Raw genomic sequence first — 13,606 nt, 5'->3', positions numbered from 1 at the left:
CTTTCAAGGATCGCTGTCACGAAGGGTGCATGTCCCAATGCCAGGCTTCCTCATCAAACGGCTTCTGCAGAGCCTCGTCTTGCTCCTGATCGTATCGGTCATCGGCTTCGTCGTGCTCAATCTGCTGCCGGGCGGGCCGCTCGCGCAGTTCGGCCTCGATTCCAGCATCACCCAGAACGATCTTGACCGGCTGAGAGAACAGCTCGGACTGAACCGCCCGCTTTATGTCCAATATCTCGACTGGGCATGGCGGCTTCTTCAGGGCGATTGGGGTCATTCCTTCCGCGACGGCGCTCCCGTGCTCGAGGTCATCGCCCGGCACCTGTGGGCGACCTTTCTGCTCATGGGCTCGTCAACCATCATCGCCGTATCCATCGGCGCCTGGATCGGCATCCGCAGCGCCACCCATCGCGGGTCCACCTTCGACTACGCCGCGACGGTCGGGGCGATGATCGCCCTGTCGATCCCAACCTTCTGGTTCGGTCTCGTCGGCATCTATGTGTTTTCGCTGAAACTCGGCTGGCTGCCGGCGGGAAATATGTACACGATCGGCGACGAGACGGTGCTGGATTATCTGCACCATCTCATCCTGCCGAGCATCGTGCTGGCGCTGGTCCATGTCGCGATCTGGAGCCGCTATATGCGCTCGGCGACGCTGGACGTGATGAACCAGGATTTCGTCAAGACGGCGCGCGCCAAGGGCCTGTCAGAGCGCCGCATCCTGATGAAGCATGTGGTCGGCAACGCGCTTCTGCCGATGGTGACGCTCGCCGGCATCCAGTTGCCGAGCGTTCTGACGGGTGCCCTCGTCACCGAGACGGTCTTCACCTGGCCCGGCATGGGGCGCCTCTTCCTCGATAGTCTGGGTTACAGCGACTATCCGGTGGTGATGGGCCTTTTGATGTTCTCGGCGATCCTGGTCATCGCGAGCAACCTCATTGCCGATATCGCCGTCGCCCTCATCGATCCTCGTATCCGATTGGCCTGATCCATGACATCCATCGCCCGAGAGAGGGAGCCAACCGCCGTGACAAGCGCCACCCTGTCCCAACCCATCCGCGAACGCTGGTGGCGGAGCCGCACGACCCGCCGTTTCATCACCAACAAGCTCGCCATGTTCGGTCTGGGCATGATCGTTCTTCTGGTGCTGGCCTGCATCCTGGCGCCCCATCTCCTGCCTTACGGGTCGCTCGACATCGATCTCCGCGCGCGCTTCGCGCCGCCCTTCACCGGCTACCACTTCTTCGGCACCGACCCGCTCGGCCGGGACATTGCCGCCCGGCTCTTCGAGGCTGGACGCATCTCGCTCGCCGTCGGCTTTTCCGCCATGCTGCTGTCGACCATCATCGGCACCCTGGTGGGCGTCGTCGCCGGCTATCGCGGCGACTGGATCGGCAGCGTCCTGATGCGGACCGTCGACGGCTTCCTGTCCTTTCCCTCGATCTTCCTGGTTCTGGCGCTTGCGGCCGCCCTTCAGCCGAGCGCCATGATGATCACCATCGTCATCGCCGCCACCAGCTGGATGGAAGTGGCGCGCATCGTCGATGCCGAGGTCCGCTCCTTGCGTGAGCGCGAATTCGTCCAGGCAGGGCGGATGCTGGGTCTGAGCGGTGCCCACATCATGTTCCGGGAGATCCTGCCCAACGCGCTTGGCCCGATCATTGTCGCGGCCACGCTGACGGTCGCGCGCGCCATTTTGATGGAGGCCTATATCAGCTTCCTCGGCTATGGCATCCAGCCGCCGCTGCCCTCCTGGGGCAATATGCTGAACGGCGCCCAGCAATATCTCGGCAGTGCCCCCTGGCTCGCCATCATTCCAGGCGCGGCCATCACCATCGCCGTTGCCAGCTTCAACTTCATCGGCGACGGCCTGCGCGACGCCTTCGACGTGCGAAGCGACGGCCATTGATATCGCCGCGGCGCCGTTGCCTGTGACCGGCGCCAGTGATCGGCGCCGCCGCAGTTCGTCCTCCCAAAGCACCCCGCCTTCGCGGCTTGAATGATCCGAAAGACCTGTCTCCATGCCCATCGTCGTGAACCCTGTCCAGGACAGCGCCGAATTTCCCGCAAAAGTCGATGTGGTCGTCATCGGCGCCGGTATCGTCGGCACCTCCACCGCCTATGAACTGGCGCGCAAGGGCGTCTCTGTCGCACTCGTCGAAAAGGGGATCGTGGCGGGCGAGCAGTCGGGCCGCAACTGGGGCTGGGTGCGCCAGCAGAACCGCGATTTCCACGAGCTTCCGCTCGCCATGCACAGCCTGAAGCGCTGGGGCGAGATCGACAGCGAGATCGGCGCCGATCTCGGCTTTCGCCGCATCGGCTGCCTCTACGCCTCCAAGGATGCGGACGAACTGGCACGCTGGGATGCCTGGAGCCGGAAGGCCCGTGAAATGGGCTTTTACAACGAGACACTGACGGCGGCCGAGACACAGGAGCGCATGAAGGGAAGCACCACGAAGTGGGTCGGCGCGATCTGGTCGCCGACCGACGGATGCGCAGAGCCCGGCATGGCCGCGCCCGCCATCGCGGCCGGGGCGAAGGCGCTCGGTGCTTCCATTCATCAGAACTGCGCCGTGCGCGGGCTCGACATCGCCAATGGCGCGGTCAAGGGCGTGTGGACCGAACGCGGCCTGATCAAGGCCGAGGCGGCCGTTCTTGCGGGCGGGGCCTGGAGCTCGCGCTTCCTTCGCCGCCATGGCATCGATCTGCCGGTCGCCAATGTGGAGGGAACAGCCCTGCGCACGTCCGCCGCCCCGAACGTCGTCGAGGCCGGCTGCGTGACGGGCGCCGGATATGCGCTGAGACGGCGCCTCGACGGCAGCTACACGATCGCGGTCCCTGGGCACGGTGTCGTCAACCTCGCGCCGCAGGGCATCCTCTATGCCACCAAATTCCGCGAGATGATGCGCGCGAAGATCGGCAAGAAGCTGAAATACCGGCTGAATGGCCGGTTCTTCAACGGCCCCGACGCGCTCGGCGGCTGGGACTTCGACAAGATTTCGCCCTTCGAGAAGATCCGCATCATGGACCCGGCCCCCCAGAAGGATCTGGTCAAGGAGGCGATCGACAGCCTCGTTGCCGATTTCCCGGTCTTCAAGGGCATTGAAGTCGCCGCATCCTGGGCCGGCCTCATCGACACCTCGCCCGACCTCGTGCCCGTCATCGCCAATCCCGACGCCGTTCGCGGCCTGACGGTCGCCACGGGTTTTTCCGGCCATGGCTTTGCCCTCGGGCCCGGCGCCGGGCGGCTGGCGAGCGAGATGGCGATGAACGAAACGCCGTTCGTCGAGATTAATCCGTTCCGGCTCAGCCGCTTCTTCGATGGTTCGGCCATCAAGCGCCCGGAAATGATGTGACGACGAGGGGCATGGGCGGGGCGTGCTATACCAGCGGACCTGTGAAAGCATCGCTTTCGAAGGTCCGCCGGCAGCCCGGGGGGCGTATGAGCCCCGCGTCGGGCGAATGAATTGACCCCGGGGAGGCAATTCATTCGCCCGGCGGTAACAGAGGGAGCGGGAGCGCCTTTCTCCCCCGGAGCGGCGCCGTTTGAGCCGTCACGGAAGGAGTGCTATCCGATGGGTCGTCATAGCCTGGAAACCGGCGACGAATGAACCACCCTATCGAGAGCATGCGAGACATTCAGCGGCGGGGGAGCGGGTCTGATCGGACCGACGCGCAACGGCCGAACAGGCCGCTTTCGCGAGTGGGCCATCGTGCCAGTCCCGTTTGAAGGGTCGGTCAGGCTACGGAGGATTGATGAAGATGCAGGACGCCGTGCGGCTCAAATCCTTCGAGCTCTTCGCAAGGGATATCGGCAGCGTCGATATCAGCCTGCTTCACGCCCTGTCGATCAGCGTCGGCTGGCCGCACCGTCCAAAGGACTGGGAATTCCTTCTCAGCGTCGGGGAGGGGATCGTCGCCGTCGACGGGATCGGGCGCGTCTTCGGCAGTGCCATGTGGTTTCCCCATGGGGACGATTTCGCCACGATCGGTCTCGTCATCACCACGCCGCGCACGCAAGCGCAAGGCAATGGCCGCTGGCTCATGGATCAGGTTCTCGCCCGCTGCGCGGGACGCGATCTTGCTCTCAATTCCACTCGTGCGGCCTATATCCTCTACCACTCCCTCGGCTTCGCCACCGAGGGACAGGTCCATATGCATCAGGGCGTGATGCCGCCCGTGACGGCGGCGCGTCTGGTGCTGAAGGGTGAAATCGAGGCCCTGACCCCAGACGCGCTCGCGGACATCGCCGCGCTCGACCATGCGGCCTTCGAGGCCGACCGCATGGCCCATCTGAAGGGCCTGGCCGAGACCGCCTCGATCCGAGTGCTTCGGCGCGGCGGCGCGATCGTCGGCTATTCCATGTGCCGCCCCTTTGGCCGCGGCCATGTCATCGGTCCGATCGTCGCTTCGAGCGACAATGACGCCATCCATCTCGCGGCTGTCCATCTGGATGGGCTCGGCGGGCAGTTCGTGCGCGTCGATACAAGGTCCGATGGGCCTTTCGGCGATTTTCTGCGTCGCAACGGCCTCACGGTCGCCGAGACCGTCACCACCATGTCGAAGGGCCGCCGCATCCTCATCGAGCGGCCGGGCGAGCCGATCGTCTTCGGTCTCGCCGGCCACGCTTTGGGCTGAGTTTGCCCCGAAGGAAGCGGCCTGTTGCAGGCCGCTCCGCTCTCGTCAGCCGACCATCTCCGCGCGCACGTCAGGGTCTTCCAGCGTCTGGTCGAGCGTCATCTTCGTGCGCTCGATGATCCCGTCGATATCGGCGTCGGTCGCGCAGAGCGGCGGTGCGTAGCCGAGGACGCCGGTGGGGAAGGCCCTGACGACGAGGCCGTTGTCCCAGGCCCGGTCGAAGACGCGCTTGGCCGGCTCGGCGCTGGCGGGAAGGGGGGTCTTCTTCGCCTTGTCCGTCACGAGTTCCAAAGCGGCGAGCATCCCCCGGCCGCGCACCTCGCCGACCAACGGATGATCGGCGAGCGAATGAAGACCCGCCATCAGCCGTTCGCCGGCGCGGCGGCCGTTTTCGAGAAGGCCGTTTTCGTAAAGTTCGAGGCAGGCGAGCCCGACGGCCGCGCTGACGGGATGGGCGGAATAAGTGTAGCCATGGCCGACGGCCGTCAGCCCTGCCCCATCGGCGATCGCATCATAGATCCTGTCCGACAGGAGGACCGCGCCCATCGGGCAATAGCCGGAGGTCAAACCCTTGGCGACGGTCATCAGATCGGGAACGATGCCTTCGTCCTCACAGGCAAAGAGCGGCCCGGTGCGCCCGAAGCCGGTGATCACCTCGTCGGCGACGAAGAGGATATCGAGCTCGCGGCAGGTCTCACGCATCGCTTTCACCCAGCCATCCGGCGGCACGAGCACCCCGCCCGAGCCCTGGATCGGCTCCACATAGAAGGCGGCGACGCGCTCGGGTCCGATCTCCTCTACCTTTGCCCGCAAGGCCGCGACGGAGGCCTCGATGATCGCCTGCGGTTCGGTGCCGACCGGATTGCGGTAGCCGTAGTGCGAGGGAATCTTGTGCTGCCAGTCGAAGGGCAGGCCAAAACCGGCATGGAAGGCCGGCAGGGCCGTGAGCCCGGCGCCGACGGTCGACGAGCCGTGATAGCCGTTCATGACGGAGATGAACTGGTCCTTCTCCGGCTTTCCGATGGCATGGGAGTAATAGCGGATGAAGCGGACGGTGGAATCCACCGCGTCCGACCCGCCCAGTGTGAAATAGACATGGTTGAGGGCGCCTGGCGCGCGGTCGGCGAGCTTGGAGGCGAGGCGGATCGCCGGCTCCGAGCCGAGGCCGAAATAGCCCGTGGCATAGGGCAGCTCGCGAAGCTGTCGTGTCGCAGCCTCCACGATCGTCTCCTGGCCATAGCCGGCATTGACGCACCATAGTCCGGCAAATCCATCGATCAGCTCATGTCCGCCGGCCTCCTTGACCCGCGCACCCTTACCGGAGGCGAGAACCCGCACGCCGGTCTTTTCATGCCCCCGATAGGAAGCGACGGGATGAACGAGATGGGCGCGGTCGAGCTCGACCAGCGAATTCATCAACATGGAGAGATTCCTCGAGGTGGCATGGCCCGTGCCTGCCAGGATCGGCCGGTGAGCGAGGCGGGGCGCCCTGTCGGCGCCCCGCAGACAGCGGATCGAAACTCAGGCGCTCTGGCGCAAGCCGCCCATGTGGAAGGTCTTTACCTCCAGATATTCCTCGATGCCGAGATGGGAGCCCTCGCGGCCGAGGCCGGACTGCTTGACCCCGCCGAAGGGGGCGACCTCGGTGGAGATCAGGCCGGTGTTGAGGCCGACCATGCCGAATTCCAGCGCCTCGCCGACGCGCCAGGCGCGCGACAGGCTTTCGGTGAAGAAATAGGCGGCAAGGCCGAAGGGCGTGCCGTTGGCGATCGTGATCGCTTCCTCTTCAGTCTCGAAGCGAAAGAGCGGGGCGACGGGGCCGAAGGTCTCCTCCGAGGCGAGTTGCATCTCGGTCGTCGCGCCGCCGATCACCACGGGCCGCGCATATTGCCCACCCTCCGGCATATGGCCGCTCTCGGCGAGGATGCGTCCGCCCTTGGCCTTGGCGTCGGCGATGTGCCGCTCGATCTTCTCGATCGCGGCCGCGTTGATCATCGGGCCGATCGCGACGCCTTCCTCGGTGCCCGGCCCGACCTTCATCTCCTTCACCTTGGCGCTCAGGCGCTCGGCGAAGGCGTCATAGATGCCGGACTGAACGAGGATCCGGTTGGCGCAGACGCAGGTCTGGCCGCCATTGCGGAACTTGGAGATGAGAACGCCCTCGACGGCGAGATCGAGATCGGCGTCGTCGAAGACGATGAAGGGCGCATTGCCGCCAAGCTCCAGGCTGAGCCGCTTGATCGAGTCCGCCGCGCCGCGCATCAGCAGCGCTCCGACCCGCGTCGAGCCGGTGAAGGAGATCTTGCGGACCGTCTCGCTCTCCATGAAAGCCTTGCCGATGCCCGTCGGCATGCCGGTGACGATATTGACGACGCCCGCCGGAATGCCCGCTCTTTCCGCCAACACGCCGAGAGCGAGCGCCGAAAAGGGCGTGAACTCGGACGGCTTGATGACGACGGTGCATCCGGCGGCAAGCGCCGGCGCGACCTTTCGCGTGATCATCGCATTGGGGAAGTTCCACGGCGTGATGATGCCGCAGACGCCCACCGCCTCTTTCAGGACGAGGATGCGCCGGTCGGGCGTCGGTGAGGGGATGGTCGATCCGCCGATGCGCCGGGCCTCTTCGGCAAACCATTTGACGAAACTCGCGCCATAGGCGATCTCGCCGCGCGCTTCAGTGAGCGGCTTGCCCTGTTCGGCGGTGAGGATCTGGGCGAGATCTTCGGCGTGCTCGATCATCAGAGAATGCCACGCCTCGATCAGACGGGCGCGCTCGGCATGGGTCTTGCGCTTCCAGGGCCCGAAGGCGCGCTCGGCCGCCTCGATCGCGGCCCTGGTCTCCGCCTCGCCCATGTCGGGCACGATGCCGAGGATGCCTTGGCTCGCCGGATCGAAAACGTCGAGCGTTGCCGCCGAGCCGGCATCCTGCCAACGCCCGTCGATCAGACCTTGAAAGCGCAGGAGATCGGTATCGTTCAATTGCATGGGTTTCTTCTCTTCATGGGAGCGGCTGAAAGGACTGGTGCGCGACGCGCAACGTCAGCCCAGGGCATCCAGAACGGCGTCGGCGATCTGGTCGGTCTTGTCTTTTCCGGGCACGGTGCCGAGGCCTCGCGCGGTCGTCATCTCCACCGCCCGCATTACGTCGGCGGCAGCCTCGCCGGCGCCAAGATGCTCCAGCATCATCGCGCCCGACCAGATCGCCGCGATCGGATTGGCGATGCCGAGATGGGCGATGTCCGGCGCTGAGCCGTGGACGGGCTCGAACATCGAAGGCGCCGTCCGGTCCGGGTTGATATTGGCGGAGGCGGCGAAGCCAAGGCCCCCCTGGATCGCGGCGCCGAGGTCGGTCAGGATGTCGCCGAAGAGGTTGGAGGCGACGACGACGTCGAGGGTTTCGGGTGCCATGACCATGCGCGCCGCCATAGCGTCGATGTGATAGGGCGTAACCTCGACATCCGGATAGTCGGCCGCGATCAGCTTGGTCATCTCGTCCCAGAACACCATCGTGTGCTTCTGGGCGTTGGATTTCGTCACCGAGGCGAGCTTGCCGCGCCGCTTGCGCGCCTGCTCGAAGGCAAAGCGCAGGATGCGCTCGACGCCGACCCGCGTGAAGATCGCCGTTTCCACCGCCACCTCCTCGGGCGTGCCGACATGGACCCTCCCGCCGGCGCCGGAATATTCCCCTTCGGTGTTTTCGCGAATGCAGAGAATGTCGAACTCTTCCCGGCGCAAGGGGCCTTCGACGCGCGGCAACAAACGGTGCGGGCGGATATTGGCATATTGTCGGAAGGCCTTGCGGATCGGCAGGAGAAGTCCGTGGAGGGAAACGGAATCGGGCACCTTCGCCGGCCAACCGACCGCGCCGAGGAACACGGCGTCGAAACCGCGCAGCGTCTCGATCCCGTCCGCCGGCATCATCGCGCCGGTCTCGTGGTAGAATTCACAGGACCAGGGAAAACGCGTGGCGTCGAGCGCGATGGCGCGCCGGGACGCGGCCCGCTCCAGAATGGGCCAGGCGGCGTCGATGACGGCCGGGCCGATGCCGTCGCCGGGGACGAGCGCGATGCGATAGGTCTTCATCGGTTCCTCAAAGATGGAAGGAGGCGGCGTGGATGGCTCGGGAGCCGGATGCCCGCCGGCTGTCGATCATTCGGAGACCGTGACGTAAATCTTGCGGACCGTCTCGATCGTGCGCCAGATCCCGACGAAGCCGGGCTTCATGACGAAGCTGTCGCCGGTGCGAAACGTGTAGGTTTCGCCGTCCTTTTCCTCGATCTCGATGTGACCGGCGAGGAGGTGGCAGAATTCGAAGGTCGTGCCCTTGATCGAATGGGTTTCGCCGGGCGTTGCTTCCCAGACGCCGGTCTTGACCATCTCGCCCTTCGAGGCGTCCTGCGCCCAGGTCTTGAAGGTCGGTGAGCCGGTGATCAGGCGCTCCGGCAGCGGCTGGCCGGGTTTCGGCTCGAAGGTCGGATTGGGGTCGATCGGAACGATCAGCGACATGGATTCAGTCTCCGGGTGTGTCGGGTTTGTCTTGTCAGTAGCCGCGCGCCGGATCGACCAGGCCGACCATGGGCTGGCCGGCCTGATGACGGCGAATATTGTCGATGACGGCTTGGGCGGCTGTCCCCGCTTGGGTCACGCTCGCCACATGCGGCGTGATCACCACTTTGGGGTGGGACCAGAGCGGATGGCCGGCGGGCAGCGGCTCGGGATCGGTCACGTCGAGCATCGCCGCCGACAGATGGCCCGAATCGAGCGCGGCGAGAAGCGCGGCCGTGTCGAGCTGCGGCCCGCGCCCGGTGTGAACCAGCGCCGCCCCTTGCGGAAGCTTGGCGAAGAGCTCGGCATTGAGGAAGCCGCGCGTTTCGTCCGTCAAAGGCAGGAGGCAGACGAGAATATCCGTCCACGCCAGGAAGTCGGCGAGCTGATTTGTGCCGTGAAACCCCTCAACGCCCTCGATCGCGCGCGGCGAACGGCTCCAGCCGGCGAGCGGAAAACCGAAGGGCATGAGGCGCGCCATCGCCGCCTGTGCGAGAATGCCCTGGCCGAGAAAACCCACGCGCCGCTCACTGGCCTGCCGGGCGGGCAGCGCCCGCCAGACCTTTTCGGCCTGCTGCCTTCCATAAGCCGGCATATCGCGATGGAGGGCGAGCACCGCGAGCGTCACATATTCCTGCATCATGCGGATGATGCCGTCCTCGACCATCCGCACAACGGCGACATCGGACGGCAGGCCCGCCTTGCCGAACTGATCGACGCCCGCGCCGATCGAGAAGACCACCTGCAGATTGCGATAGCGGGCGAGATCGGCCGGAATGGTCCAGGTGATGAGATAGCGGACCTCGTCCGGCTCGACGGTCGCCGGATCGTCCGCGAAGACGACATCGGGCAGATCGCGCGCGAAAGCCTTCCGGAAGACGGCGGCGCGTTCGGCGCTGGAGTTGAACAGGAAGACGGGGCGGGCGGTCATGCCTGGCACCTTTCTGCAAGAGCGAGGATCATCGACAGGCAGGCGTTGAGTTCGCCCCGCGTGATGAATTCGTCGGGGCGATGGGCTCTGGCGATATCGCCCGGGCCGCAGATGATGGCGTCATAGCCCGCCGCCTGGAAAAGCCCCGCCTCGGTGCCGTAGCTCACGGCCGCGCACGGCGTCTGGCCGGACAACTCGCCCATCAGCGCCGCCAGCGCACTGTCCGGGGAAAGCGCGAGGGCCGGATAGGCGGCCAGCTCCTGCCAGCCGGTGCCGAAGCCCTCCGCCTCGAGCGCCGTCAGCCGGGTCCGGATCGGCTCCAGAAGCGCGCGCGGGTCGGCGCCGGCGATCGCCCGCAATTCGATCTCGGCGCTGCAGCGCTCGGGGATCACATTGACCGCCCGCCCGCCAGCAACGATGCCGACCTGCAGCGTCGATGAAGGCGGGGTGAAACGCGGATCGAACGGCCCTCTCGCCAGATCCTTGCCGAGGGCGACCGCATCGGCCAGCACGCCGACCATGGCATGAATGGCGTTGAGCCCCTGATCGGGGCGCGAGGAGTGGCCGGAGCGGCCGGTCACGTCGAGCCGGACCGATGCCTTGCCTTTGTGGGCGAGGACCGGCTGAAGCCCGCTCGGCTCGCCGACGATCACCCCGAGCGGTCTGGCGCAGAGCTCCGGCAGTTCGGCGATCATATGGGGCACGCCGCGACAGCCCGCCTCCTCGTCATAGGAAAAGGCGAGATGGATCGGACGTTTCAGCGGACGGGCCGCAAGGGTGGGCAGCGCGGCGAGCGCGGCGGCGAGAAACCCCTTCATATCCGTGGTGCCGCGCCCATAGAGCCGCTCGCCCTCGGCGCGCAGCGTGAACGGATCGGCGCTCCACCCCGCCTCGTCGGCGGGCACGACGTCGCTATGGCCGGACAGGACATAGCCCGGCACGTCGGCGGGGCCGATGGTCGCGAAGAAATTGGCGCGATCGCCCTCCGGGCCGGGCAGCACATGGACCTCAGCCCCATGGGACCGGCAATAGTCGGCGATCCAGCCGGTGATCGGCCCGTTCGGGGTGCCGACGACGGACGGAAAGGCGACCAGCCTCGCCAGAATTTCCTCCACCATCGCGCATCTCCTTAGGGACCTTGGTTGGGACCTTGCGCTGAAGGTAGCGAAACGTCAGGGCCGTTCGTGCCGTAAATCCGGGAACTTCGGAAGATGATGCCGAAATGCCCCCGGCCTGCGGTAGAACCTTTGGCCTCTCCCGGATCACCCTATGACATGAAAGATCGAGGACGCGCCTCTGCCCGCGAAGGGCCGGCGGGTTCCGTCCCTCAGCGACCGGGAGAACGGCTTGGCGGCCGGGCTCTCGACATCCTTGGCGAAATGCAAAAAGAAAAGTGCGCACGCATCATGGACACCGCAGCCATTCGGGACGTCAAAAACGCAGCGGACGAGGTGGCGATGGTGCCGTTTTCCGATCGTCACCTGCCGGGCGCCCATAAGCTCTCCATGGCACTTTCCTGGCCCTACCGGGTCGAGGATTGGGCCTTTGCCCTCAAGCTCGGCGAGGGCCTCGCGCTCGAACAGAATGGCGAAGTGGTCGGCACCGCAGCCTGGTTCCCCTATGGAGAGGACGGCGCGACGATCGGCATGATCATCGTGTCGAGCGCGCTGCAGGGGCGCGGCTATGGCGCCAGGCTGATGGACGCGCTCCTTTCGGCGGCGGGTTCGCGGACGCTTCTCCTGAACGCAACGGCGGAGGGCAAGGCCCTTTATCTCAGGCGCGGCTTTACGCCCGTCGGCACGATCCACCAGCATCACGGCATTCTTCCGGGGCGGGTGGACGCGCCGCCCGCCGATGTCGTGCGCCCCATGGCCGCGTCGGACTTCGACGCCATCCTCAAGCTCGACCGTGAGGCGACCGGCTTCGAGCGCCGCCCGCTTCTTGAACAGCTTCTGGCGGTCGGCGAAGCCGACGTCCTCCTGCAAGACGGCGAGGTCGCGGGTTACGCCATCTCCCGCGTCTGGGGGCGTGGCCATGTGGTCGGCCCCGTCGTCGCGCCCGGCGCCGACGAGGCCCGGCCTCTGATCGCGGCCGCCCTGTCCCGGCTCGAAGGCCGCTTCGTGCGGATCGACACCGACGTGGAGACGGGCCTGTCGCCATGGCTGGAGAGCGTCGGCCTGCCGATGGTCAGCGATGCGCTGGTGATGGTTCGCGGCACGCTGCACAAGACCGGCCCCGCCCGGCTTTTCGCCCTCTCCAACCAGTCGCTGAACTAGGAGTCTCCAATGTCCGCGAAATCGCAGCTGGACACCCTCCCGACTCCGGCTCTCATTCTCGACACCGAGCGGCTCGACCGCAATCTCGCCCGCCTTTCCAGCCGCATGGCCGGCTTCGGGGTGACGCTTCGCCCCCATATGAAGACTGTGAAATCGATCGACGCCGCCCGCCACGTCTTTCCCGACGGGCCGGGGCCGATCACCGTTTCGACCATGGCCGAGGCAGAGTATTTCGCCGGGCATGGCTATCGCGACATGACCTATGCGGTCGGCCTCGCGCCGCACACGGCCGAACGGGCCATGCGTCTTCGCAAGGATGGCGTCGACATCAAGCTTCTCCTCGATACGGTCGAGCAGGCGCAAATCCTCGGCAAGGCGGGTCAGGCGGCGGGCGTGACGCCGTCGGCCTTCATCGAGATCGACTGCGACGGCCATCGCGGCGGCCTGCGGATCGACGACCCGAAACTGATCGCGGTCGCGGCGGCGTTGAAGGAAGGCGGCGTTCAGCTCGCGGGCGTCCTCACCCATGCGGGCGAATCCTACGGCCTCAACACGCCGGACGCACTGGAAGCGTCGGCGGAAAACGAGCGGGCCGTCGCCGTCGAGGCCGCCACGCGGCTGCGCGCGGCAGGTCATGAATGCCCGATTGTCAGCGTCGGCTCCACACCGACCGCCCATTTCGCCAGGTCTCTCGACGGCGTCACGGAGATGCGCGCCGGCGTCTACATGCTCTTCGACCTCGTGATGCACGGCGTCGGCGTCTGCTCCACCGACGATCTCGCTCTGTCGGTCCTTGCCACCGTCATCGGCAAGCGGCCGGAAAAGGGCTGGATCATGATCGACGCCGGCTGGATGGCCCTGTCGCGCGATCGGGGCACGGCGGCGCAGCGCGTCGATCAGGGCTACGGCCTCGTCACGGACATCGCGGGCAAGATCTATCCCGATCTCCTCGTCGCCCAGGCCAGCCAGGAACACGGCACGCTCGCCATCCGCTCCGGCTCTTCGGCAGAGCTGCCCGACCTGCCCGTCGGCGCCAGGGTCCGCATCCTGCCGAACCATGCCTGCGCCACCGGCGCCCAGCATGAGAGCTACCATGTGGTCCGCGGCACCGACGCCACGGTGACGGCCGAATGGCCGCGCATCCGCGGCTGGTGAGACCCAAACTCGATGAGACTGACTCATCGAGTTTTGGTCAAGCCCGCGTGGCGCTTGAACG

12 protein-coding genes are annotated in these 13,606 nt (G+C 66.2%); 6 read left to right on the top strand and 6 right to left on the bottom strand.

Going from position 1 to position 13,606, the window contains the following annotated elements; genetic code table 11:
- Window positions 1–37 precede the first annotated feature (37 nt).
- The 4 genes from ABDX79_RS10080 (at window position 38) to ABDX79_RS10065 (ending at window position 4,638) form a co-directional block, all read left to right on the top strand.
- The gene (locus ABDX79_RS10080) at window positions 38–988 is read left to right on the top strand and encodes an ABC transporter permease (RefSeq protein WP_346220164.1); all 951 of its coding nucleotides are present in this window, start codon (window positions 38–40) and stop codon (window positions 986–988) included.
- Window positions 989–1,027: 39 nt separating this feature from the next.
- Window positions 1,028–1,909 (top strand): ABC transporter permease, encoded by an 882-nt coding sequence (locus tag ABDX79_RS10075; RefSeq protein ID WP_346220163.1) that lies wholly within the window; start codon window positions 1,028–1,030, stop codon window positions 1,907–1,909.
- A 112-nt stretch (window positions 1,910–2,021) separates the two neighbouring features.
- Window positions 2,022–3,356, top strand: a complete 1,335-nt coding sequence (locus tag ABDX79_RS10070) for an NAD(P)/FAD-dependent oxidoreductase (protein ID WP_346220162.1) — start codon at window positions 2,022–2,024, stop codon at window positions 3,354–3,356.
- Between the two features lie 406 nt (window positions 3,357–3,762).
- Entirely contained in the window at window positions 3,763–4,638 is an 876-nt protein-coding gene (locus ABDX79_RS10065) for a GNAT family N-acetyltransferase (protein ID WP_346220313.1), read from the top strand.
- Between the two features lie 45 nt (window positions 4,639–4,683).
- On the opposite strand, the gene ABDX79_RS10060 is transcribed toward ABDX79_RS10065, so the two are convergent.
- From ABDX79_RS10060 to argE, 6 genes are all read right to left on the bottom strand, one after another.
- Window positions 4,684–6,060: an aspartate aminotransferase family protein gene (locus ABDX79_RS10060; RefSeq protein WP_346220161.1), complete on the bottom strand. Its 1,377-nt coding sequence runs from the start codon at window positions 6,058–6,060 to the stop codon at window positions 4,684–4,686.
- Between the two features lie 99 nt (window positions 6,061–6,159).
- Window positions 6,160–7,623: an NAD-dependent succinate-semialdehyde dehydrogenase gene (locus ABDX79_RS10055; RefSeq protein ID WP_346220160.1), complete on the bottom strand. Its 1,464-nt coding sequence runs from the start codon at window positions 7,621–7,623 to the stop codon at window positions 6,160–6,162.
- 54 nt (window positions 7,624–7,677) lie between these two features.
- Window positions 7,678–8,721: a tartrate dehydrogenase gene (locus tag ABDX79_RS10050; protein WP_346220159.1), complete on the bottom strand. Its 1,044-nt coding sequence runs from the start codon at window positions 8,719–8,721 to the stop codon at window positions 7,678–7,680.
- 66 nt (window positions 8,722–8,787) lie between these two features.
- Window positions 8,788–9,144: a cupin domain-containing protein gene (locus tag ABDX79_RS10045; protein WP_346220158.1), complete on the bottom strand. Its 357-nt coding sequence runs from the start codon at window positions 9,142–9,144 to the stop codon at window positions 8,788–8,790.
- Between the two features lie 34 nt (window positions 9,145–9,178).
- Window positions 9,179–10,114: a 2-hydroxyacid dehydrogenase gene (locus ABDX79_RS10040; RefSeq protein WP_346220157.1), complete on the bottom strand. Its 936-nt coding sequence runs from the start codon at window positions 10,112–10,114 to the stop codon at window positions 9,179–9,181.
- Entirely contained in the window at window positions 10,111–11,232 is a 1,122-nt protein-coding gene (gene argE, locus ABDX79_RS10035; RefSeq protein ID WP_346220156.1) for an acetylornithine deacetylase, read from the bottom strand. Before argE ends, ABDX79_RS10040 begins: the two co-directional genes overlap by 4 nt.
- 288 nt (window positions 11,233–11,520) lie before the next feature.
- On the opposite strand from argE, the gene ABDX79_RS10030 reads away from it, so the two are divergent.
- Window positions 11,521–12,390, top strand: coding sequence for a GNAT family N-acetyltransferase (locus tag ABDX79_RS10030; RefSeq protein WP_346220155.1), 870 nt, complete (start codon window positions 11,521–11,523; stop codon window positions 12,388–12,390).
- A gap of 9 nt (window positions 12,391–12,399) precedes the next feature.
- Window positions 12,400–13,545 (top strand): DSD1 family PLP-dependent enzyme, encoded by a 1,146-nt coding sequence (locus ABDX79_RS10025; protein WP_346220154.1) that lies wholly within the window; start codon window positions 12,400–12,402, stop codon window positions 13,543–13,545.
- Window positions 13,546–13,606: the final 61 nt, after the last annotated feature.

The sequence above is a fragment of the Fulvimarina fulva genome, from assembly GCF_039652615.1.
GTDB lineage: Bacteria > Pseudomonadota > Alphaproteobacteria > Rhizobiales > Rhizobiaceae > Fulvimarina.
The sequence above is the reverse complement of the archived record's forward strand: the minus strand, read 5'-3'. Positions and strand labels throughout refer to the sequence as shown.

What these genes read in the sequence shown, in the direction of transcription:
- ABDX79_RS10060 (WP_346220161.1), bottom strand. Translation starts at nt 6,060, where the DNA reads ATGTTGATGAATTCGCTGGTCGAGCTCGACCGCGCCCATCTCGTTCAT.
- ABDX79_RS10055 (WP_346220160.1), bottom strand. Translation starts at nt 7,623, where the DNA reads ATGCAATTGAACGATACCGATCTCCTGCGCTTTCAAGGTCTGATCGAC.
- ABDX79_RS10030 (WP_346220155.1), top strand. Translation starts at nt 11,521, where the DNA reads ATGGACACCGCAGCCATTCGGGACGTCAAAAACGCAGCGGACGAGGTG.
- ABDX79_RS10080 (WP_346220164.1), top strand. Translation starts at nt 38, where the DNA reads ATGCCAGGCTTCCTCATCAAACGGCTTCTGCAGAGCCTCGTCTTGCTC.
- argE (WP_346220156.1), bottom strand. Translation starts at nt 11,232, where the DNA reads ATGGTGGAGGAAATTCTGGCGAGGCTGGTCGCCTTTCCGTCCGTCGTC.
- ABDX79_RS10045 (WP_346220158.1), bottom strand. Translation starts at nt 9,144, where the DNA reads ATGTCGCTGATCGTTCCGATCGACCCCAATCCGACCTTCGAGCCGAAA.
- ABDX79_RS10040 (WP_346220157.1), bottom strand. Translation starts at nt 10,114, where the DNA reads ATGACCGCCCGCCCCGTCTTCCTGTTCAACTCCAGCGCCGAACGCGCC.
- ABDX79_RS10050 (WP_346220159.1), bottom strand. Translation starts at nt 8,721, where the DNA reads ATGAAGACCTATCGCATCGCGCTCGTCCCCGGCGACGGCATCGGCCCG.
- ABDX79_RS10065 (WP_346220313.1), top strand. Translation starts at nt 3,763, where the DNA reads ATGCAGGACGCCGTGCGGCTCAAATCCTTCGAGCTCTTCGCAAGGGAT.
- ABDX79_RS10070 (WP_346220162.1), top strand. Translation starts at nt 2,022, where the DNA reads ATGCCCATCGTCGTGAACCCTGTCCAGGACAGCGCCGAATTTCCCGCA.
- ABDX79_RS10025 (WP_346220154.1), top strand. Translation starts at nt 12,400, where the DNA reads ATGTCCGCGAAATCGCAGCTGGACACCCTCCCGACTCCGGCTCTCATT.